Below are 17,903 nucleotides of genomic sequence, written 5' to 3'. Positions count from 1 at the left end.
AATGGAATGTCGAGCCTAAGGAACCCCCCGGTGCTCCGCTACGTCCTCACCTTCCTCCCGTGGATCGCCTTCGCCGTTCTCAGCACGAACGGCGAGGCCAGAATCGGAGCCGCGGCCGCGCTCCTGGTGGCGATCGTGCTGCTCGCCGTCGACCGCAGGGCGGGGCGCGGCTGGGACGAGATGGTGATCGAGCTCAGCTCGGGGGCGTTCTTCACCGGTCTGACGCTCGCCGCGTTCACGGTCACGCCGGCGCCCTTCGGCGAGTACGGCCCGGCCGTCTCGGTGGCCTGGCTGGCTCTCACCGCCTGGGGGTCGCTGGCCATCGGCAAGCCGTTCACGCTGGGCATCGCCCGTAGGACGACCGCTCCCGAGGTGCACGCGACCCCGATGTTCCACCGCGTCAACGCCGTCATCACCGCCGTGTGGGCGGTGGGCTTCACCCTCAACGCCGTCGGCCTCGCCCTGTTGTTCGCCTTCGCCCCGCACGCCACCGCCGCGATCATCGCGGTGAAGGTCTGCGGCTTCGCGCTCCCCGCTCTGTTCACGGTCCGCTACCCCCGGATCGTCCGCGCCCGCTACGCCGCCTGAAGGGAATCACCGAGATGACCGCCTCCTACCTGACCGGCCGCCTCGCCCCCGTCCCCGACGAGATCGACGCCCTCGATCTGCCGATCGAGGGCGCGCTCCCGCCCGAGCTCACCGGCCGCTACTTCCGCAACGGCCCCAACCCCCGCCCGGGCGAGGACGGCGGGCACTGGTTCGTCGGCCACGGCATGATCCACGGCGTCCGGCTGCGTGACGGGCGGGCCCAGTGGTACCGCAACCGCTGGGTCCGCACCACGCGCCTGGCCGGCGCGCCGTACGTGCACGAGCGCGGCGTCGACCTCGCGGCCGTCCCCGCCAACACCCACGTGATCCGGCACGCCGACAGGATCCTCGCGCTTGTCGAGAACGGCCTGCCGTACGAGATGACGCCGGAGCTCGACACGGCCGGCCCCTGCGACTTCGGCGGGCGGCTGGCCACGGCGATGACCGCGCACCCGAAGGAGGACCCGATCACCGGGGAGCTGCACTTCTTCGGGTACGGCTGGGCCGAGCCCTACCTCACCTACCATCGTCTGTCGGCCGACGGCGAGCTGGTGGAGACCCGGCCGGTGGATGTGCCGGGTCCCACCATGGCCCACGACTTCGCGATCACCGAGCACCACGTGGTGTGGCTCGACCTGCCGGTCGTCTTCGATTTCGACCTGGTGGGCCGCGGCATGCCGTACCGGTGGGACGACGCGTACGGCGCGCGGCTGGGCGTGATGAGCCGCGGGACCGGTGACGTGCGGTGGTTCGAGATCGACCCCTGCTACGTCTTCCACGTGGGCAACGCGAGCGAGGACGAGCGCGGGCGCGTCGTCGTCGACGCGGTGCGCTACTCGCCGGGGGCGTTCTGCGGCTTCTGGCCGACGATCGGCGGCGCGGTCAACCCGGCCGCCTACACCGGGGGCGCGGCCCTGCACCGCTGGACGCTCGACCCCGCCACCGGAGTCGCGAAGGACGAGCCGCTCGACGACCTGGACGTCGAGTTCCCCACGATCAACGAGACGCGTACCGGTCTGACCAGCCGCTACATCTACGCGGTCAGCAAGGGCGCGATCGTGAAATACGACACGACGACCGGCACGAGCCGGGCGCACCAGACGGGCGAGCGCTCGCCGGGCGAGGCGGTGTTCGTCCCCGCCTCGGGCGCCGAGGCCGAGGACGAGGGCTGGCTGCTGTCGATCGCGGGCACCGAGCACGGCGCCGAGCTGCTCGTGCTCGACGCCGCCGACCTGGCCCAGGTGGCGTCCGTACGGCTGCCGCGCCGGGTGCCGGCCGGATTCCACGGCTCGTGGATTCCCGACGAGGTCTCCGGCGACATCCCCGGCGACATCCCCGGCGACATCCTCCGGGCGTGAGCCGTACGGACGCGCACTGGGGTCAGACCCGGGTGACCCGGACGGCGTCCGCCCCCAGTTGCCCGCGTGCCAGTGTCCTTCTCCCGCACCGCACCGTCTGCGTGATCTCGCCGTTCGATCCGCGGTAACCTCCCGCGGCGCGACAGCGACACCTCGGGCCTTGATTCCGAGGCCGAGCTGCTCGTAGACGGAGGGAGTGCTAGGCGGTGCGACCGAGCTGGTGGATGCGCCGCACCCGGCCGTCGTCGGCGACGTCACCGATCAGGATCCAGTCGATCACCACGTGTCCGCGCTTGCGGTGCTCTGTTATGAGGCAGCAGCGTGCGGCGAACTCATGGCCGTTGACGAACAGGTCGTCGATGCGCATCTCGATGGAGGTGACGTTCTTGCGTGCCGGGACCGCATGGCGGACCAATTGGTCGCGGGTGAGCGTTGTGCCGTCGGTTACCCAGACCGCGTCGGCGGTCATGGTGCGGTCCACGATCCGCTCGGGGTCTTCGTCGGAAAGGGCCATGTCGCGGGTGTAGTCGATCAGGAGACGGCGTGCCGCCTGCTCAGTTATCTCTGACATGGTTGTCAGCATTAGCGTTGCCCTTATGATTGTCAACCGTGTCAGAGATAAGGCGGCGGCGTCAGCGGGTGGAGGTCGCCCGCAACCGTGACGCGCTGGTGTCGGCGGCGATCCGGGTTCTCGCCCAGCACCCTGAGGCGAGCATGGCGGAGATCGCATCCGGGGCCGGTGTGACGCGGCAGACCGCGTATGTCCACTTCGGCACCCGCGAGGCGCTCCTTGCGGCGGTGCGTGACGAGCTGAGCCGCCGTGCGTTCGCCGTGCTGGACGCCGCTGATCTCGCGGCAGGTACCGCCACCGAAGCTCTCGGCCGTTTTCTCACCGCAGCCGGAACACTGCTGACCGAGCAGGCGGCAGTTGGTCATGGGGATGCCACCCAGGAGGAAGACGAGTCGCATCACCTGCTGGTCGAGGAGAGCTTGGAGAGCCTGATCCGTCGCGGCCGCGACAGTGGCGAGTTCGCGACTGATCTGGAGACCGGCTGGTTGGTCGCGGCGACGATCGCGCTCGGCCACGCCGCCGACCGTCACATCCGCGCCGGCCGCTTGGACGCACAGGGGGCGGCCAGGCATTTCCGGGCCTCGGTGATGCGCTTGTGCGGCGCCAACGATCCTGACCACATGTAACGCCGGGGGCACCTAGCTAGGGCACGGGCCGGAAGTGGGTGGTGACCCGGCCGTCGTCGAGCACGTGCAGGGCGATGGCCGGCGGCAGGTCGTAGTCGACCGGAGGGCGCGCCGAGGTCTCGGACGGCAGCAGCGCGGTGCTGACCACCCCCGGCGCGACCAGCAGCGGCAGCCCGGCGAACGTCGTCGCCGCCGCCGTGTGGGCGTGCCCGGCCAGCACCGCGATGGCGTGCGGGTGGCGGCCCAGGACCTCGGCCAGCCCCTCCGGCCGCCCGAGCCGGATGCCGTCCACGTACGGGATGCCGAGCGCGACGGGCGGGTGGTGCATGCCGACGAAGGCGGGGACGCCGGGCGTGGCGGCGAGCACGGAGTCGAGCCAGGCCAGGGTGTCGTCGTCCAGCGCGCCCTCGGGCCGGCCGGGGATGCTGGAGTCGCACAGCGCGATCGTCGCCTGGTCGAGGTTGAGCGCCTGGTTGACCGGGTGGTCGCCGTCCTGCTCCAGCAGGACCTTGCGGAGGTCGCCGCGGGTGTCGTGGTTGCCCGGGCACAGCACGAGCGGCACGTCGTCGCCGGCGATCAGCTCGCGGACGGTCTCGTACTCCTCCGTCGTGCCGTGGTCCGCCAGGTCGCCGGTGAGCACGATCGCGTCGGGGCGCAGCGACCGCGCGTAGGTGAGCGCGCGGGCGGCGCGCGAGGTGTTCCGCTCGCTTCCGTCGATGTGGATGTCACTGACGTGCGCCAGCACGAGCATGTGATGCCTCCGGGCGGATGGTGGGAGCTCCAGCTTCTCACGCGCGGCTTCGCTGGAGTCCTTCACGAACCGCGCGTGGACCGCCCGGACATCCGTTCGGCGAGGATCCGGGCCCGGGCGAGCTGCACCTTCCGCGCCTGGCCCGCCGCGAATCCCACCACGAGCCACGGCGCGCTCAGATCCAGCCGGTCGTCCACCCGTGTGCCGTCGGCCTCCGGGGACAGGTCGAACCGATAGCCCATCCGCACGCCGCCGGGGCTGTCCACCTGTCCCCGTACGGACAGCTTCTCGGCCAGGCGCTCGGTCAGCAGCGTGACGGCGATGGGGTTGTCGTACTTCAGGCCGAGGAAGCGGAACCGCTCGATCGAGGTGTAGCGCACCACCCCTGGCTCGGACCGGTCGACGTCCCGTACGGCGACCACGAGCGGCGACAGACCGATGTAGCTCTCGGGCGTCGTGAGGTGCTCGAAGACCTCCTCCGGCGCGGCGTCCACGTGGAACGTGTTGGTCAGCACCCGTGTGGGCACCTTGATCTCCCCCCCCACCCCGGCCTCCCCCTGATTCGGGCACGGCTCGATGGGGGAATCGTGGCAGGACCGGATCGCCGCGCGGACGCCGGATGATCACGATGAGGTGTCGCGCAGGAAGGTGGCGGTCGCGGGGTCGGCGGGGTAGAACGACTCGATGGCCAGCTCGGAGACCGTTACGTCGAGCGGGGTGCCGAAGGTCGCCACGATGCTGAAGAACGACAGCTCCCGCCCGGCCCGGCGCACCCGCAACGGCACGAGGATGTCTCCGGGGCCGGGCAGCTCCACCTCGGGCTCGGGCTGGTCGCAGGGGTAGCCGCGCAGCTCGGCGTACAGCTCGGCGAGCCGGGGGTCGGCGGTGAGCGTGATCTGCCGGCGCAGCCGGCCGAGCAGGTGCGCCCGCCACTCGCCCAGGTTGAGGATGTGGGGAGCCAGCCCCTCGGGGTGCAGGCTCGCCCGCAGCACGTTGCTCAGCAGGTCGGGGTCCACGCCCTCGGCCAGCAGCGCGATGCCCTCGTTGGCGTCGACGAGGTCCCAGGCGCGGTCCACCACCAGGGCCGGATAGGGGTCGTGGGCCGACAGCAGGCGCCGGATCGCCTCGCACACCGCCGCCATGCCCGGCGAGTCGAGGGGCGACTCGGTGTAGACGGGGGCGTATCCGGCGGCCAGCAGCAGGTGGTTGCGCTCGCGGAGCGGGAGGTCCAGGTGTTCGGAGAGGTGGAGCACCATGTCGCGGCTCGGGGTGGCCCGGCCGGTCTCCAGGAAGCTGATGTGCCGGGTGGAGATCTCCGCCTGGTTGGACAGTTCGAGCTGGCTCAGTCGCCGGTGCTCGCGCCACTGGCGCAGGAGCTCGCCGAACGGCCGCTGGTGAAGGATGGCGACGGTCACGTCCGCGACGCTATCGGCTCGCCGGGCGGCCCGGCGATTACCTGCCAGGTAGGCGCCGGGCGGCATCGGCCCGGCTACTGCCACCGGAACAGCCGGGCCGCGGCCAGACCGGCGGCCAGCGCCCAGCCCGCCAGTACGGCGAGGTGGAGCGGCTGGGGGGCGTGCCCGCCCAGGGCGTCCATCAGTCCCTGCCCGAAGGCGCCCGTGGGCGTGAAGTCGCTGATCCGGCGCAGGATCTCCGGCATGAGCGGACGGGGCAGCCACATCCCGGCGAGGAACAGCAGGGGGAACATGAGAGCCGAGCCCACTCCCTGCACGACCCGGGCGTTCGGCGCCACGGCGGCCAGCAGCAGGCCGATGGCGAGCATGGTGAGCGAACCGAGGACGAAGACCACGGCGAACGTCCCGGGCGAGCCGGGCAACGGCACCTCGAGGACGAGGTGACCCAGCACCAGCGTCAGCGTGGTGGCGACCACGGACACGACCACGTTGATCAGCAGCTGGGCCGCCAGCAGCGCGCTCGGACGCACCGGCGTGGTGGACAGCCGCCGCAGCACGCCGCGTTCCCGGTAGATGACCAGGCCGCCCGGCAGCACGCTGAGCGCGAGCGTCACGACCGACAGCAGCACCATCATCGCCGTGAAGGGCGCGTCCACGAGCCGCTGCCCGCCCAGCGACGGATCCGCGTCGCGGAAGCCGGGGATCGTCGTACCGAGCCCCAGCAGCAGCCCCACCGGCAGCACGATCGCGAAGAACACCGCCATCGGCTCGCGGAGGAAGAGCCGGGCCTCCACGGCCGCGAGCTTTCCGAAGGTCTTCGTCATGACTCCTCCTTGCCGGTGAGGGATTCGGCGGTGAGAACGAGGAACGCGTCGTCGAGGGTGGTGCGCTCCATGCGCAGGCCCCACGTCCTGGACGGGGGCACCACGGCGGCCACGGCGCTCAACAGGTCGCCGGTGCCGGTGACGGTGATCTCCGCGCCGTTCCTGTCGGCGACGGTGACGGACGCCACCTCGGGCAGCGCCCGCAGCCCGTCGACGGGATCGTCGGTGTGGAAGATCAGACGCTGCTCGCCGCCGGCGCGGGCGACCAGCCCGGCGGGGGTGTCCACCGCCCGCACCCGCCCCCGGGAGATGACCGCGACCCGGTCGCACAGGCGCTCCACCTCCTCCATGAAGTGGGTCACCAGCAGCACGGTCACGCCGCGTTCCCTGATCCGGGAGACCAGGTCCCACGTGTCGCGGCGGGCCTGCGGATCGAGGCCGGTGGTGAGCTCGTCGAGTATCGCGACGCGCGGGCTTCCGACCAGCGCGAGCGCGACCGACAGCCGCTGGCGCTGCCCGCCCGACAGCTTGCCGAAGGGCGCGCGGAGGTCGAGCCCGGCCTCCTCGGCCAGACCCCGCCAGCCGGCCGGACGGGAGTAGAACGAGGCGTAGAGCGCCAGCGCCTCCCCGACCCGGATCTTGTCGGGCAGCGAGCACTCCTGGAGCTGCACGCCGACCTGTTCCTTCAGGTCCGCGTCCACGGTGACGGTGCCCGCGGTGGGGGTGCGCAGCCCGGCGACGCACTCGACCGTCGTCGTCTTGCCCGCTCCGTTGCGGCCCACGATGCCGAAGACCTCGCCCTCCTCCACGGAGAACGACACGTCCTCGACCGCCACCTTCGTTCCGTACGCCTTGCGTAGGTGGTCCACACTGATGATTGCCATGGCCATGACGCTAGGAACCGGACGGTCCGCGGAGAATGCGGCTGCGGACCCGATGGGGGTGCACTTTCCTCCACCCCCATCGGGCGGCTTCGGTCACTGTGCCGGCCCGGCGGCGGCCTCCAGACTGAACTCATGACCTCGGCTCGCTCGACCCTCACCGCCCTGGCACGGAGCACCGCCCTCGCCGGCCTCGCTCTGGCGGGCCTGGCCGCCGGCCTGGTGATGCTGGCCGCGATGCTGCTCACCTTCCTGGTCGGCCTGGTGATCGTCTTTCCCCCGGCCGTACGGCTCGGGCGGGCCGTGACCCGGCTGCAACGCGAACTGGCCGCCCGCTGGTCGGGCATGCCGATCGACGACCCGTACCGGCCCGAGCCGCCCCCGCCGGTTCCGCAGGCCGACGGCTGGTATCGCGACGGCCGCACGCTGTACAAGCGGCCGACTATCCCGGCCTTCAACAAGCGGTGGAACTGGATGAGCAAGGACCCCGCCACCTGGCGGGACCTCGCCTTCCTGCTCTCCGCGCCGTTGGCCGGCGGATTCATGGCCGCCGCTCCGCTGCTGGCGGTCGCGTACGGCGTCGCGTGGGCGGCCGGAGGCAACCCGGTGGTGGGCGCGGCCTGGATCCTGCTCGCGGTGATCGGCGGGCGCTGGTACGCGCCGTGGGCCGTGCGCCTCCACGGCCAGGTCGCCGCCGCGCTGCTGGGGCCCACCGAGAAGGCCCGGCTGGCCCAGCGGGTCAGCCGTCTCGACGCCGCACGCACCGAGGCCGTCGACTCGCAGGCCGCGGAGCTGCGCCGGATCGAGCGCGACCTGCACGACGGCGCCCAGGCCCGCCTGGTGGCGATCGGCATGACCATCGGCGCGGCCGAGCAACTGCTGGAAAGCGACCCGCAGGCCGCCCGGGCGCTGCTCGGCAAGGCGAGGGAGGCCTCGGCGACCGCGCTGCAGGAGATCCGGCGGCTGGTGCGCGGCATCCACCCCCCGGTGCTGGCCGAGCGCGGCCTCGGCGACGCCGTACGCGCCCTCGCCCTGGACAGCCCGCTGCGCACCCACGTCACGATCGACCTGCCCGAGCGCGCCTCCGCGCCGCTGGAGTCGGCGGCCTACTTCGCGGTCAGCGAGCTGCTGGCCAACGCCGCCCGGCACGGCGACGCGACCGAGACGTGGGTGGATGTGAGCACGCAGGGTCCGGCGCTGCGCGTGACGGTGACCGACGACGGCCACGGCGGCGCGGACCCCGAGCGCGGCACCGGCCTGCGCGGCATCGAGCGCAGGCTCGGGGCGTTCGACGGCGTCCTCGCGGTCAGCAGCCCGGCGGGCGGCCCGACCACGGCCGTCATCGAGCTGCCCCGGGCGTTCCGGGTGCGGCCGGCGCCGCTGTCCCCGTGGCGCTACCTCGGCCGCCTCTGCTGGGCGCTGTGGCCGATCCCGCTGTTCCCGCAGGGGCTGGTCGCGATGGTGTTGAAGCTCATGGGATCGCCGGTGAAGTCCTGGTTCCTCGGCCTGCGCGTGCCCGAGCCCTTCCAGTGGCCGGTCATCATGGGCATGATTCTGCTCGGTGGCGGCCTGCTGGCCGTCGCGCTGGCGACGACGGCGCGAACCAGGGAAGCGGAGGGCGGCGCGTGCGGGTAGTGCTGGCCGAAGACCTGCACCTGCTGCGGGAGGGGCTGGTCGCTCTGCTGCGCGCCCACGGCTTCGAGGTCGTCGCGGCGGTCGAGTCCGGCCCCGAGTTGCTCGCCGCCCTGGTCGGCGAGCGCCCCGACGTGGCCGTCGTGGACGTGCGGCTCCCGCCGACCTTCACCGACGAGGGGCTGCAGGCCGCCCTGGCCGCGCGCCGGCAGGTGCCCGGCCTGCCGGTCCTCGTGCTCTCCCAGCACGTCGAGCAGCTGTACGCCAGGGAGTTGCTGGCCGACGGGTCCGGCGGCGTCGGCTACCTGCTGAAGGACCGGGTGTTCAACGGCGAGCAGTTCGTCGACGCCGTACGCCGGGTCGCGGCCGGCGGGACGGCCATGGACCCCGACGTCATCGCCCGGCTCCTGGCGAGCAACGCGCGCAACGAGCCGCTCGGCCGCCTCACCCCCCGGGAGCGTGAGGTGCTGGAACTGATGGCCGAGGGCAGGTCGAACGCCGCGATCGGCCAGCGGCTGTTCCTCAGCGACAGCGCGGTGGGCAAGCACACGGCGAGCATCTTCGCCAAGCTCGGCCTGGCGCCCTCCGACGACGACAACCGGCGCGTCCTCGCCGTGCTCGCCTTCCTCAACAGCAAGTAGGACCGGGAAGGCACTGTGGGGCCGGATTGTCGGTGCCGGGCGCTACTTTGGGAGCGAGTCGTGGCACAGGCAGGAGGTCGGGATGAAATTCCAGGTTGACCGCGATGTTCTGGCCGACGCGGTGGCGTGGGCGGCCCGGGTGCTGCCCGCCCGGCCCGCGGTGCCCGTTCTCGCGGGCCTGCTGCTGGAGGCGGGCGACGACCTGCGGGTGTCCGCCTTCGACTATGACGTCTCGGCCCGCGTCGACGTCGAGGCCGACATCGCCGAGCCGGGGCGGGTGCTGATCCCCGGGAAGGTCCTGGCCGAGGTCACCCGGAGCCTGCCCGCCCGGCCCGTCGAGATCGTCACGAGCGGGTCGGAGGCGGTGCTCACCTGCGGCAGCGCGGAGTTCGGGCTGATCACGATGCCGGACGAGGACTTTCCCGCGATGCCGCCGATGCCGCCGAAGGTGGGGGCCGTGGGCGGGGGCGCCTTCGCCACCGCGGTCGGGCAGGTGGCCGCCGCCGCGAGCCGCGACGACACGCTGCCCATGCTGACGGGCATCCGGGTGGACATCGAGGGCGTGCGGGTGTCGATGGCCGCCACCGACCGCTACCGCATCGCCGCCGCCGAGTTCCTGTGGCATCCCGAGCGGCAGGACGCGGGGCACGGCGTGGTCGTGCCGGCCCGGGTGCTGGTCGAGGTGGCCCGATCGCTGCGCGGCGGCGAGGTGGCGATCGGCCTGGGCGACAACGTGGCGGGTTTCGAGAGTCAGGGGCGCACGACGACCGTGCGGCTGCTGGACGACCAGTTCATCGACTACCGGTCCCGGCTGACCGCGCAGTGGACGATCCACGCGGACGTGGAGGTGGGACCGTTCGTGGAGGCCGTCAAGCGCGTTGCGCTGGTCGCCGAGCGCAACGCCGCGGTCCGCGTGTCGTTCTCCCAGGGACAGGCGCTGATCCAGGCCGGGGGCGGTGACATCGGCAGGGGCGCGGAGGTCGTCGACGCCGAGCTGAACGGCCCGGACATCCAGATCGCCTTCCAGCCCCATTTCCTGCTCGACGGGCTGGCGGGGGTCGAGACCGGGCGGGCGCGCATCCACATGGACTCGCCGACCCGCCCCGCGCTGATCACCGACGAGGGCGAGGATCCCGGCTTCCGCTACCTCGTCATGTCCCTGCGGCTCGGCTGAGCGTGCCCGCGCTCACCCGCTGACTGCGCTCACCTGAGCGGGCCCCGCGGGTGCCGTTCGCACGGACCCGCCGGGCGGTGGGTTCAGGGGCGCGGCTCAGGAGGTGAGGGTGGCGGAGTCGGTGAGGGCGATAAGGATGTGCTCCATGCACGCGTGACCGGCCCGCTCGGCCGCGGTGGCGTCGCCGGCGACGATCGCGCGCACGATCGCGTCGTGAGGGATGTAGTTCTGCTCCAGGGAGCCGCCGGCCGCCGCGATGCTCGCCCGCAGCGCCGCGGAGAAGTCGACATAGAGGTCGATCAGCACCCTGTTGTGCGTGGCCTCGACGACCGCCACGTGGAAGGCGAGGTCGGACTCGACGAACGCCTCGGGGTCGCCGTCCGACCATGCCTTCTCGCGTGCGGCCAGCGCCGCCTCGATGGACGCGACATCCGCGCCGGTCCGCCGCGTCGCCGCGAGCCGGGCCGCCTCGACCTCCAGGGCGCGCCGGACCTCCAGGATCTCCAGTTGCTCGGCCGCGCGCAGTCGCCTGGCCATCGCACCCGACAGCTCGCTGATGGCCCGTACGTACGTGCCGTCGCCCTGGCGACACTCAAGCAGCCCGGCGTGGGTCAACGCGCGGACCGCCTCACGGACCGTGTTCCTGCCGACTCCGAGGTGCTCGGCGAGCACCGTCTCGGTGGGAATCTTGGCATTCATCTGCCAGGAGCCGGAGGTGATCTGCTCCTTGAGCTGGTCGATCACCTGGTCCACGAGAGACGCCCGCTGCGCCGTCCGCAGGCTCACGTCAGCCTCCTCTGGGTTCCAATCATCCGATGATGGAATGAGTGGTAGACCCTCATTATTCCAGAGCCTCCAGAACAAGTCCGGAGCCCCAGGAGGCTATCGAGCGAGCACCGTCGTGGTCATGGAGCCCGGTATGTTCACGCGGATTCCGACCGCTTCCAGGGCTCTACGATATGCCCCCGACTGCCGGTCGAAGGCACCGGCCTGGCCCCACAGGTCACCGAGCATGCGCCAGGCCCGGGCGGTCTCCCGGTCGGGCGCCTCGCCGTCCAGCAGGTCGTGCGCCCGGTTGAGCGCGACAGCCGGATCCCCGGACCGTGCCAACGCGATCTCGGCAAGAACCAGGTTCGCCGTCGCCGCGGTGGTCCCGTTGGCGCCGTCCAACAGATCCAGTGCCCGATCGGCGAGTTCGGCTGCGGATTCCGCGTCTCCGGTCCGGAACCGTACGAAACTCAGCACTGTGAGGCTCCGTGCGTGCTCCTGCCGTTGGGCCGGGAACCCCGCGAAGACGTCCGCCGCGAACTGCGCGAGTTCGTTGGCTCGGTCCAAATCCGCGCCTTCGGGATCTGCCGCGGTGATGCGAGCCCAGTGCATCGCCATGCGGGCGCGACGCAGGACGATCCGGGTCGGACGACCCGCCGCGAGGGCGTCCTCGGCGAGCTGCACGGCCAGCGCCGAGTCCTCGCCTTCGGCCGCCGTCACGCTCGCCTGCCACAGTGCGAGGATCTCCGCGCTGCGGTCGTTCGCGCGTGCCGGGCCCGCGGCCGACAGCACCCGCTCGACGTACGGCAGGCCGGTCTCGGCCTCCACCAGCGCGAGCGCCAGCTCGACGGCCAGCTCGCCCTCGATCACGCCGAGGCGGTCGATCTGGCCGAGCGCGTGCGCGCCGAGGTCGCGCGCCCGCAGCCGGTCGCCGGCCCGCTGGTAACAGCGGCACAGCGCGACCGTCAGCGGCAGGTCGGCGAGGCGCTCGGGATGCGCGGAGGCCTCGCGGCGCAGCCGCTCGTACGCCTCGACGGCCCGGCCGACGCGGCCCTGGGCCTCCAACGCCCGCGCCACACCGAGGCGTGCGTGGGCGGCCAGCATGGCGTTGTCCTCGCCCGCCGCCTTGACGATCTCGCCGAAGCGGTCGGCCGCCACGACGGGATCGCCGTGATAAAGCTCGAGCTCGGCATGTCGCAGGCCGAGCTCGGTGTCGATGCGCTGCCGCGGTTCTATCCCGTGCAGCAGGAACTCGGTGGTGCATCCGAGCCGCTCGGCGAGCAACCGGGCGACGACCGGGGTAGGCGTCCGCTTTCCGGACTCAATCAGTGAGACGTAACTGTCGGACAGGTCAGGTCCGGCCAACTGGGCCTGTGACATGCGCCTGCTCAACCGCAATCCGCGGACGCGGTCGCCGATGGTTCCCTGACTCGGCATCTGGTCTCTCAGGGCGGGGGAAGGGTCAATAGTGTCGCCATAATGGCACGAAGCGGCCGAATCGTGTAACCCTCCGTCAAGAATCACGACGGTGAAGGTTCGATCACGGTGTCGAGATATCGGACGGGGGACCGCCGGTCAGTCGTCGTCCCCGTCCTTGCTGGGGAAGATCATCTGGCAGACCTCGAGGTACAAGGTCTCCGGGTAGGGGATGTGGGGAACCGTACGCAGGGCCTGATCCTGGCCGGCCGACTCCATGACGAACTCGCCGTAGCCGAGCATGCGGCCGAGGAGCGAGCGTTGGAAGCTCATGTCGGTGACCTTGCTCAGGGGCATCATCGCGACCTTGCGCGTGATGAGGCCCGTGGTGAGAAGCATGCGCTGGGAGGTGACGACGAAGTAGTCGACCGACCACTCCGCGACCTTCCAGACGAATCGAACCAGCAGGAGGAGCCAGGCCCACCAGACGATGGCGAGGGCCTGGCCGGCGCCGTTGTCGCTCAGGAACTTGCTGAGGATTCCGGCGAGGACGAGCCCGCCGAAGATCTCGGCGATCGGGCGCAGCAGGACGGCGGGGTGGCGCCGGACCATGATGACTTGGTGTTCGTGGGGGAGGAGGTAACGGTTGACCGACGACGGGGCCGAGTCCCCGTGGGTCACAAGTCTCATGTCAGGGTGGCGAAGAACTGCGCCATCGAGTCGGCCGCGCTGACGATTCCAGTGAAGGCCCCGTGGACCGTGTGGGCCGCGTCAGTCGGTCTCGTCAGCAGGTAGAAGCCTGCCGACACGATGAGCGTCCATTTGATGACTTTCTTCGCCTGCACCGCCGTCACCACTCCCATGACCAATACATTACCCAGACGCCCCGTTTGGTAAAGCGGCTAACCGCCAACGGGTTTTTCTTGATCGTGACGGCCGTCAGCCCCGCTCCGCCGCGGCGGTCGCGAGGACTCGCAGATGCTTGCGGGCGATGCGCTCGACCAGTGCGGGGTGCGCGTGGCCCGTGACCTCGATGGCGCCGTGGTGGGCGGCCTGAACGCATCGGGTCACCGTCGCGGGAGGATGCACCCCCGCGAACTCGTCCTTGAGCAGGGCCTCGAGCTGTTCGCAGTGCTCGTCGGCCGGATGCTGGATCATCGCTCTCCCTGGTGGCGCGCCGCTCGCGAGAGCGCGAGGTGACGTCGTCATCACACTGCGTACCCTACTGGGTGCGTAGTGTAACCAGTGGTGACATGGGGACGGACCACGCGGAAAGGAAGGGAAATCAGACCTCCGGGAATCGGACCGCCGGGAACGCGGGCCCCGGATGACGATCGCCGGACGGCAGGGAGATCAGACGACGCCGTACAGGCGGTCGCCGGCGTCCCCCAGGCCGGGCACGATGTAGCCGTTCTCGTTCAGCCGTTCGTCGAGGGCGGCCGTCACCACCCGGATCGGCCGGTCGCCGCCGCGGAACGCCTCGTCCAGATACGCGATGCCCTCGGGCGCGGCCAGCAGGCAGATGGCGGTGACGTCCCGGGCGCCGCGCTCGAACAGGAAGTTGATCGCCGCGGCGAGGGTCCCGCCCGTCGCGAGCATCGGGTCGAGCACGTAGCACTGGCGGCCGGACAGGTCCTCCGGCAGCCGCGTGGCGTAGGTCTGCGCCTTGAGCGTGGACTCGTCGCGGATCATCCCGAGGAAGCCCACCTCGGCGGTCGGCAGGAGCCGGGTCATCCCGTCGAGCATCCCCAGGCCCGCGCGCAGGATCGGCACCACCAGCGGCACGGGGCGCGCCAGCCGTACGCCGTGGGCGGGGGTGAGCGGCGTGTCGACCGTCACATCGGTGACCCGGACGTCCCTGGTGGCCTCGTAGGCGAGCAGCGTGACCAGCTCGTCGGCCAGGCGGCGGAACGTCGGCGAGTCGGTCCGCACGTCGCGGAGAGTGGTGAGCTTGTGGGCGACGAGCGGGTGGTCGACGACGAGGGTCTCCATGGGAAGAGAAGTTACCGTCTCCTGGGCAAACGCTCGACGCCGGCTGAGTCTTTGATCACGATTTGGAGCGAGCACCGTACGGTACGACTCCGATTCTGCGACGATTGCCTGCGTGAAGACCGTGCGGTGGGGAAGACGATGACAGACGTGGACACTCTTGACTTCGCCATCGTCGTCTATCGCGAGGAGGACCGCTGGGAAGCGGAGATGCTCCCGATGGCGCTTACCTCCGACCTGGACGGGCTCATTCACGCCCTCCGCCAGACCCCCAGCATGGGAACCACGATTGGCATGGTCGCCGTAGGGGATGACTTCTTCGTGGCGTTACGGGTCTTCGGCGAGCAGGTGGACGTCTTCCTCTCGGACATCACGGCCGCCTGGGAGTGGCCGCTGGCGCAGCAGGTCCTCGATTACCTCGACGTGCCCGTGCCCGAGGAGGAGGAGCTCGACAGCGTGCTTCCCGCCGGGGACCTGTCCATCTTCGCCGACCTCGGGCTCGACGAGATGGAGCTGGGCGCGCTGTCCGGCGACCTCGATCTGCTGCCCGACGAGGTCCTGTCCAGCATCGCCGCGCGGCTGGGTTTCTCCCAGCCGTTCGAACGCGCCGTCGACGCCGCCATCGGCTGACCTGGGGAGACGGCAATGCCCTCCAGATCCAACCTTTTCTCCGCCGGTTTCGCCCGCATCGACGGCCGCTGGGCCGGCGCGGAGGTCGATCTCGGTGAGGCCGAGATCGCCGACGACCTGAGCGACGCCCTGCAGGAGGCCCTCGGTCTCAGCGGCGACGAGCTCGCGCTGCTGTGCGTCGAGGTCGAGGACGAGTGGTTCGCGATCATCCGCTACGAGGACGACCTCGACCCCCGCGTGTTCATCTCCGACGCGCACGCCGTGCAGAACGACCCCCTGGGCGAGATCTTCGCCGAGCTGGCCGGCGTCGTGGTGGACAAGGACGCGCCCGACCTCGGCATCCGTCCGGTCGGCGAGCTGGAGCTGCTCGGCGACTTCTCGCTGAGCGCCGAGGAGCTCGTGGAGCTCAGCATGGAGGAGGGTGTGCTGCCCGCGGACATCCTCTCCCTCATCGCCGAACGGCTCGGCTTCGCCGACGAGCTCGACCGCCTGCGGTGACCGGCTCACCGCCGGACACGTACGAGGCCGCCATGCGGCTGGCGCTGGCGGAGGCCGTACGGGCGGGCGGGCGCGGTGAGGTGCCGGTCGGCGCCGTCGTGCTCGGCCCACCCGGATCCGGAGCGTCGTCGTCCGGAGTGTCGGGGCCGGGAGGGGTGCTGGCGGCTGCGGGCAACGACCGCGAGGCGAGCGCCGACCCCACGGCCCACGCCGAGGTGCTCGCCCTGCGCGCGGCGGCGGCGCGCGTCGGTGACTGGCGGCTGACGGGCTGCACGCTCGTCGTCACGCTGGAACCGTGCACGATGTGCGCGGGCGCCGCGGTCCTCGCCCGGGTGGACCGGGTCGTGTACGGCGCGGTGGACGAGAAGGCAGGGGCCGCCGGATCGCTGTGGGACGTCCTGCGGGACCGCAGGCTCAACCACCGGCCCGAGGTGGTCATGGGCGTGCTGGCCGACGAGTGCGCCGCCGTGCTGACCGAGTTCTTCTCGGGCCGCCGCGCCTGACTCGGCGGGCGGGCGGAAACGGATGTACGCGCAGTGGTGTTCGTCCGGTAAGCTGCTGCGCGGTGGAGTCGCCTAGTGGCCGAGGGCGCACGCCTCGAAAGCGTGTGTAGGGCAACCTACCGTGGGTTCAAATCCCACCTCCACCGCCACCGAAAAGAGCCGCGGACCTGCGTGAATAGGTCAGCGGCTCTTTTGCTTTTCCCCCAAGCATGGGGGGCGCCGGCCCAGGCACGGCCGGGCGGAGCGCGTCCGCCCACGCCTGCGGCCACCCGGATGCCGGTCAGTCCGGCATGGGCGGCGAGCGGCGTGAGGATCTCTCCTGGAGCGCGTCCGGTCCGCGTCTAGTCCTGCAGCTCCAGCACGCGGGCGTGCAGCACCGAGCGCTGGTGGAGGGCGGCGCGCAGGGCGCGGTGCAGGCCGTCCTCCAGGTACAGCTCGCCCTTCCACTGCACCACGTGCGGGAACAGGTCGCCGTAGAAGGTCGAGTCCTTGGCCAGCAACGAGTGCAGGTCCAGCACCGCCTTCGTGGTGGTCAGCGTGTCGAGCCGGACCTGCCGGGGCGGAATCTGCGCCCACTCGCGGGACGACAGTCCGTGCTCGGGATAGGGCCGTCCGTCACCGACCAACTTAAAGATCACGGTATGTAGTTTAGGAGACGACGCAAAGCTTCGCGCCCGAGGCCCTGCCGAGGGTCTCAGACGCTCCCGGAGAAGGTGTCGCAGCGTGCCGGGTCGCCGGAGGAGTAGCCGTTCGTGAACCACTTCTGTCGCTGTGCGGAGGTGCCGTGGGTGAACGCGTCCGGGTTGACCCTGCCCTGGGCCTGCTCCTGGATGTGGTCGTCGCCGACCGCCGCGGCGGCGTCGAGCGCCTCCTGGATGTCGGCGTCGGTGAACGGCTTGGCGTAGAAGCCGGTGTCCACCGCGTTCTTGGCCCACACGCCCGCGTAGCAGTCGGCCTGGAGTTCGAGCCGCACCGACCCGCTCTGCGCGCCCTGGTCCTGGCCGACGCGGTTCATGGTGCCGAGCAGGTCCTGCGCGTGGTGGCCGTACTCGTGGGCGATCACGTACGCCTGGGCGAACGGGCCGCCCTTGGCCCCGAACCGCGACTGCAGCTCGTCGAAGAACGACAGGTCCAGGTAGACGTGCTTGTCATTGGGGCAGTAGAAGGGGCCGACGGAGGAGTCCGCGGCGCCGCAGCCGGTCTGCACCCCGCCGGAGAACAGTGTGGTCTTCGCGCCGGTGTACCCGTCGACCTGCTCGCTCCAGTACTTCTGAATGCTGTTGACGACGCCCACGACCCGGCACTTGTCCGACTGGTCGGCGTCGGCGCCGGTCTTGCACTGCGCGCTCAGGTCGCTGCTCGGCTGCAGGCCGGCGGGCTCGTCGCCGCCGCCCGTGATGTCGCCGGGGTTGATGCCGAAGATCAGGGCCACGATGAGGGCGATGATGCCGGCGGCTCCGCCGCCGATGGCCAGACCTCCGCCGCGGAACCCGCCTCCACCGCCGACGTCCTCGACCTGCGAGGTGTCGAGTTGCGCTCGGTCATCGAAATCCATCTGCGACGCTCCCGATGGCGTTGCCGGCTGCGTGCCGGTGCTTGCCGGTTGCTGGCAAGGGGCCACTGCCCCGGGTAGCGGTG

The 17,903-nt window shown here is 71.2% G+C and carries 23 protein-coding genes and 1 tRNA gene; 10 read left to right on the top strand and 14 right to left on the bottom strand.

The genetic code is table 11. The features are described 5' to 3' along the window. Positions 1–30: 30 nt before the first annotated feature. Together ACGFIB_RS31340 and ACGFIB_RS31335 are read left to right on the top strand one after the other, a co-directional pair. Positions 31–588 (top strand): hypothetical protein, encoded by a 558-nt coding sequence (locus tag ACGFIB_RS31340; RefSeq protein ID WP_393376689.1) that lies wholly within the window; start codon positions 31–33, stop codon positions 586–588. Between the two features lie 14 nt (positions 589–602). Continuing rightward, the gene (locus ACGFIB_RS31335) at positions 603–1,946 is read left to right on the top strand and encodes a carotenoid oxygenase family protein (RefSeq protein ID WP_393376688.1); all 1,344 of its coding nucleotides are present in this window, start codon (positions 603–605) and stop codon (positions 1,944–1,946) included. Between the two features lie 199 nt (positions 1,947–2,145). Here ACGFIB_RS31335 and ACGFIB_RS31330 read toward each other — a convergent pair whose 3' ends face one another. After that, positions 2,146–2,517 (bottom strand): hypothetical protein, encoded by a 372-nt coding sequence (locus tag ACGFIB_RS31330; RefSeq protein ID WP_357238474.1) that lies wholly within the window; start codon positions 2,515–2,517, stop codon positions 2,146–2,148. A gap of 38 nt (positions 2,518–2,555) precedes the next feature. Here ACGFIB_RS31330 and ACGFIB_RS31325 point away from each other — a divergent pair, with 38 nt between their 5' ends. Continuing rightward, positions 2,556–3,143 carry a TetR/AcrR family transcriptional regulator gene (locus ACGFIB_RS31325; protein WP_357238476.1) on the top strand — a complete coding sequence of 196 codons (588 nt, stop codon included), beginning with the start codon at positions 2,556–2,558 and terminating at the stop codon, positions 3,141–3,143. Positions 3,144–3,159: 16 nt separating this feature from the next. Here the strand turns inward: ACGFIB_RS31325 and ACGFIB_RS31320 are convergent, their stop codons facing one another. The 5 genes from ACGFIB_RS31320 to ACGFIB_RS31300 all read right to left on the bottom strand — a co-directional run bounded on the left by ACGFIB_RS31320 (position 3,160) and on the right by ACGFIB_RS31300 (position 7,017). Next, a complete protein-coding gene (locus ACGFIB_RS31320) occupies positions 3,160–3,894 on the bottom strand; it encodes a metallophosphoesterase (protein ID WP_357263943.1) in 735 nt (244 codons plus the stop codon). A 62-nt stretch (positions 3,895–3,956) separates the two neighbouring features. Then, entirely contained in the window at positions 3,957–4,439 is a 483-nt protein-coding gene (locus tag ACGFIB_RS31315) for an SRPBCC family protein (protein WP_393376686.1), read from the bottom strand. Between the two features lie 78 nt (positions 4,440–4,517). Next, positions 4,518–5,309: a helix-turn-helix domain-containing protein gene (locus ACGFIB_RS31310; protein ID WP_393376684.1), complete on the bottom strand. Its 792-nt coding sequence runs from the start codon at positions 5,307–5,309 to the stop codon at positions 4,518–4,520. 74 nt (positions 5,310–5,383) lie between these two features. Next, entirely contained in the window at positions 5,384–6,133 is a 750-nt protein-coding gene (locus ACGFIB_RS31305; RefSeq protein ID WP_393376682.1) for an ABC transporter permease, read from the bottom strand. Then, the gene (locus tag ACGFIB_RS31300) at positions 6,130–7,017 is read right to left on the bottom strand and encodes an ABC transporter ATP-binding protein (RefSeq protein ID WP_393376681.1); all 888 of its coding nucleotides are present in this window, start codon (positions 7,015–7,017) and stop codon (positions 6,130–6,132) included. Before ACGFIB_RS31300 ends, ACGFIB_RS31305 begins: the two co-directional genes overlap by 4 nt. Before the next feature lie 132 nt (positions 7,018–7,149). Here ACGFIB_RS31300 and ACGFIB_RS31295 point away from each other — a divergent pair, with 132 nt between their 5' ends. The 3 genes from ACGFIB_RS31295 (at position 7,150) to dnaN (ending at position 10,461) form a co-directional block, all read left to right on the top strand. Next, positions 7,150–8,649 (top strand): sensor histidine kinase, encoded by a 1,500-nt coding sequence (locus ACGFIB_RS31295; RefSeq protein WP_393376679.1) that lies wholly within the window; start codon positions 7,150–7,152, stop codon positions 8,647–8,649. Next, positions 8,640–9,287: a response regulator transcription factor gene (locus ACGFIB_RS31290; protein ID WP_142573445.1), complete on the top strand. Its 648-nt coding sequence runs from the start codon at positions 8,640–8,642 to the stop codon at positions 9,285–9,287. Before ACGFIB_RS31295 ends, ACGFIB_RS31290 begins: the two co-directional genes overlap by 10 nt. Before the next feature lie 82 nt (positions 9,288–9,369). After that, the gene (dnaN, locus tag ACGFIB_RS31285; RefSeq protein WP_357263961.1) at positions 9,370–10,461 is read left to right on the top strand and encodes a DNA polymerase III subunit beta; all 1,092 of its coding nucleotides are present in this window, start codon (positions 9,370–9,372) and stop codon (positions 10,459–10,461) included. 96 nt (positions 10,462–10,557) lie between these two features. Here dnaN and ACGFIB_RS31280 read toward each other — a convergent pair whose 3' ends face one another. The 6 genes from ACGFIB_RS31280 to upp all read right to left on the bottom strand — a co-directional run bounded on the left by ACGFIB_RS31280 (position 10,558) and on the right by upp (position 14,637). After that, complete coding sequence (locus ACGFIB_RS31280; RefSeq protein ID WP_142573449.1) at positions 10,558–11,247, bottom strand: FadR/GntR family transcriptional regulator; 690 nt, start codon at positions 11,245–11,247, stop codon at positions 10,558–10,560. A 96-nt stretch (positions 11,248–11,343) separates the two neighbouring features. Beyond that, the gene (locus tag ACGFIB_RS31275) at positions 11,344–12,666 is read right to left on the bottom strand and encodes a helix-turn-helix domain-containing protein (protein ID WP_357263964.1); all 1,323 of its coding nucleotides are present in this window, start codon (positions 12,664–12,666) and stop codon (positions 11,344–11,346) included. Between the two features lie 138 nt (positions 12,667–12,804). Further along, positions 12,805–13,335, bottom strand: coding sequence for a PH domain-containing protein (locus ACGFIB_RS31270; protein WP_142573453.1), 531 nt, complete (start codon positions 13,333–13,335; stop codon positions 12,805–12,807). Beyond that, the gene (locus ACGFIB_RS31265; RefSeq protein ID WP_167748364.1) at positions 13,332–13,508 is read right to left on the bottom strand and encodes a hypothetical protein; all 177 of its coding nucleotides are present in this window, start codon (positions 13,506–13,508) and stop codon (positions 13,332–13,334) included. The genes ACGFIB_RS31270 and ACGFIB_RS31265 overlap by 4 nt, the downstream gene beginning before the upstream one ends. 76 nt (positions 13,509–13,584) lie before the next feature. Next, positions 13,585–13,803 (bottom strand): hypothetical protein, encoded by a 219-nt coding sequence (locus ACGFIB_RS31260; protein ID WP_142573455.1) that lies wholly within the window; start codon positions 13,801–13,803, stop codon positions 13,585–13,587. 195 nt (positions 13,804–13,998) lie between these two features. Then, a complete protein-coding gene (gene upp, locus ACGFIB_RS31255; RefSeq protein ID WP_393376676.1) occupies positions 13,999–14,637 on the bottom strand; it encodes a uracil phosphoribosyltransferase in 639 nt (212 codons plus the stop codon). Positions 14,638–14,775: 138 nt separating this feature from the next. Here upp and ACGFIB_RS31250 point away from each other — a divergent pair, with 138 nt between their 5' ends. The 4 genes from ACGFIB_RS31250 (at position 14,776) to ACGFIB_RS31235 (ending at position 16,414) form a co-directional block, all read left to right on the top strand. After that, a complete protein-coding gene (locus ACGFIB_RS31250; RefSeq protein WP_142573460.1) occupies positions 14,776–15,264 on the top strand; it encodes a tRNA adenosine deaminase-associated protein in 489 nt (162 codons plus the stop codon). A 15-nt stretch (positions 15,265–15,279) separates the two neighbouring features. Continuing rightward, entirely contained in the window at positions 15,280–15,762 is a 483-nt protein-coding gene (locus ACGFIB_RS31245; protein WP_142573461.1) for a tRNA adenosine deaminase-associated protein, read from the top strand. Next, positions 15,759–16,265 carry a nucleoside deaminase gene (locus tag ACGFIB_RS31240; protein ID WP_357263970.1) on the top strand — a complete coding sequence of 169 codons (507 nt, stop codon included), beginning with the start codon at positions 15,759–15,761 and terminating at the stop codon, positions 16,263–16,265. The genes ACGFIB_RS31245 and ACGFIB_RS31240 overlap by 4 nt, the downstream gene beginning before the upstream one ends. A gap of 61 nt (positions 16,266–16,326) precedes the next feature. Then, a tRNA-Ser gene (locus ACGFIB_RS31235) sits at positions 16,327–16,414 on the top strand. A 192-nt stretch (positions 16,415–16,606) separates the two neighbouring features. Here ACGFIB_RS31235 and ACGFIB_RS31230 read toward each other — a convergent pair. Then, on the bottom strand, positions 16,607–16,903 hold the full coding sequence (locus ACGFIB_RS31230) for a type II toxin-antitoxin system VapB family antitoxin (RefSeq protein WP_142573463.1): 297 nt from the start codon (positions 16,901–16,903) through the stop codon (positions 16,607–16,609). Positions 16,904–16,959: 56 nt separating this feature from the next. Further along, positions 16,960–17,820 (bottom strand): KPN_02809 family neutral zinc metallopeptidase, encoded by an 861-nt coding sequence (gene ypfJ / locus ACGFIB_RS31225; RefSeq protein ID WP_142573465.1) that lies wholly within the window; start codon positions 17,818–17,820, stop codon positions 16,960–16,962. Positions 17,821–17,903 lie beyond the last annotated feature (83 nt).

Origin of the sequence: Microbispora bryophytorum, assembly GCF_043197435.1 — a bacterium.
In the GTDB taxonomy this organism is placed as follows: Bacteria; Actinomycetota; Actinomycetes; order Streptosporangiales; family Streptosporangiaceae; genus Microbispora; species Microbispora bryophytorum.
The sequence above is the reverse complement of the archived record's forward strand: the minus strand, read 5'-3'. Positions and strand labels throughout refer to the sequence as shown.

Excerpts from the sequence above, each read along its gene's own strand:
- ACGFIB_RS31335 (WP_393376688.1), top strand. The coding sequence starts at position 603 with ATGACCGCCTCCTACCTGACCGGCCGCCTCGCCCCCGTCCCCGACGAG.
- ACGFIB_RS31330 (WP_357238474.1), bottom strand. The coding sequence starts at position 2,517 with ATGTCAGAGATAACTGAGCAGGCGGCACGCCGTCTCCTGATCGACTAC.
- ACGFIB_RS31320 (WP_357263943.1), bottom strand. The coding sequence starts at position 3,894 with ATGCTCGTGCTGGCGCACGTCAGTGACATCCACATCGACGGAAGCGAG.
- ACGFIB_RS31305 (WP_393376682.1), bottom strand. The coding sequence starts at position 6,133 with ATGACGAAGACCTTCGGAAAGCTCGCGGCCGTGGAGGCCCGGCTCTTC.
- ACGFIB_RS31300 (WP_393376681.1), bottom strand. The coding sequence starts at position 7,017 with ATGGCAATCATCAGTGTGGACCACCTACGCAAGGCGTACGGAACGAAG.
- ACGFIB_RS31295 (WP_393376679.1), top strand. The coding sequence starts at position 7,150 with ATGACCTCGGCTCGCTCGACCCTCACCGCCCTGGCACGGAGCACCGCC.
- dnaN (WP_357263961.1), top strand. The coding sequence starts at position 9,370 with ATGAAATTCCAGGTTGACCGCGATGTTCTGGCCGACGCGGTGGCGTGG.
- ACGFIB_RS31275 (WP_357263964.1), bottom strand. The coding sequence starts at position 12,666 with ATGCCGAGTCAGGGAACCATCGGCGACCGCGTCCGCGGATTGCGGTTG.
- ACGFIB_RS31270 (WP_142573453.1), bottom strand. The coding sequence starts at position 13,335 with ATGAGACTTGTGACCCACGGGGACTCGGCCCCGTCGTCGGTCAACCGT.
- ACGFIB_RS31265 (WP_167748364.1), bottom strand. The coding sequence starts at position 13,508 with ATGGGAGTGGTGACGGCGGTGCAGGCGAAGAAAGTCATCAAATGGACG.
- ACGFIB_RS31260 (WP_142573455.1), bottom strand. The coding sequence starts at position 13,803 with ATGATCCAGCATCCGGCCGACGAGCACTGCGAACAGCTCGAGGCCCTG.
- upp (WP_393376676.1), bottom strand. The coding sequence starts at position 14,637 with ATGGAGACCCTCGTCGTCGACCACCCGCTCGTCGCCCACAAGCTCACC.
- ACGFIB_RS31250 (WP_142573460.1), top strand. The coding sequence starts at position 14,776 with ATGACAGACGTGGACACTCTTGACTTCGCCATCGTCGTCTATCGCGAG.
- ACGFIB_RS31245 (WP_142573461.1), top strand. The coding sequence starts at position 15,280 with ATGCCCTCCAGATCCAACCTTTTCTCCGCCGGTTTCGCCCGCATCGAC.
- ypfJ (WP_142573465.1), bottom strand. The coding sequence starts at position 17,820 with ATGGATTTCGATGACCGAGCGCAACTCGACACCTCGCAGGTCGAGGAC.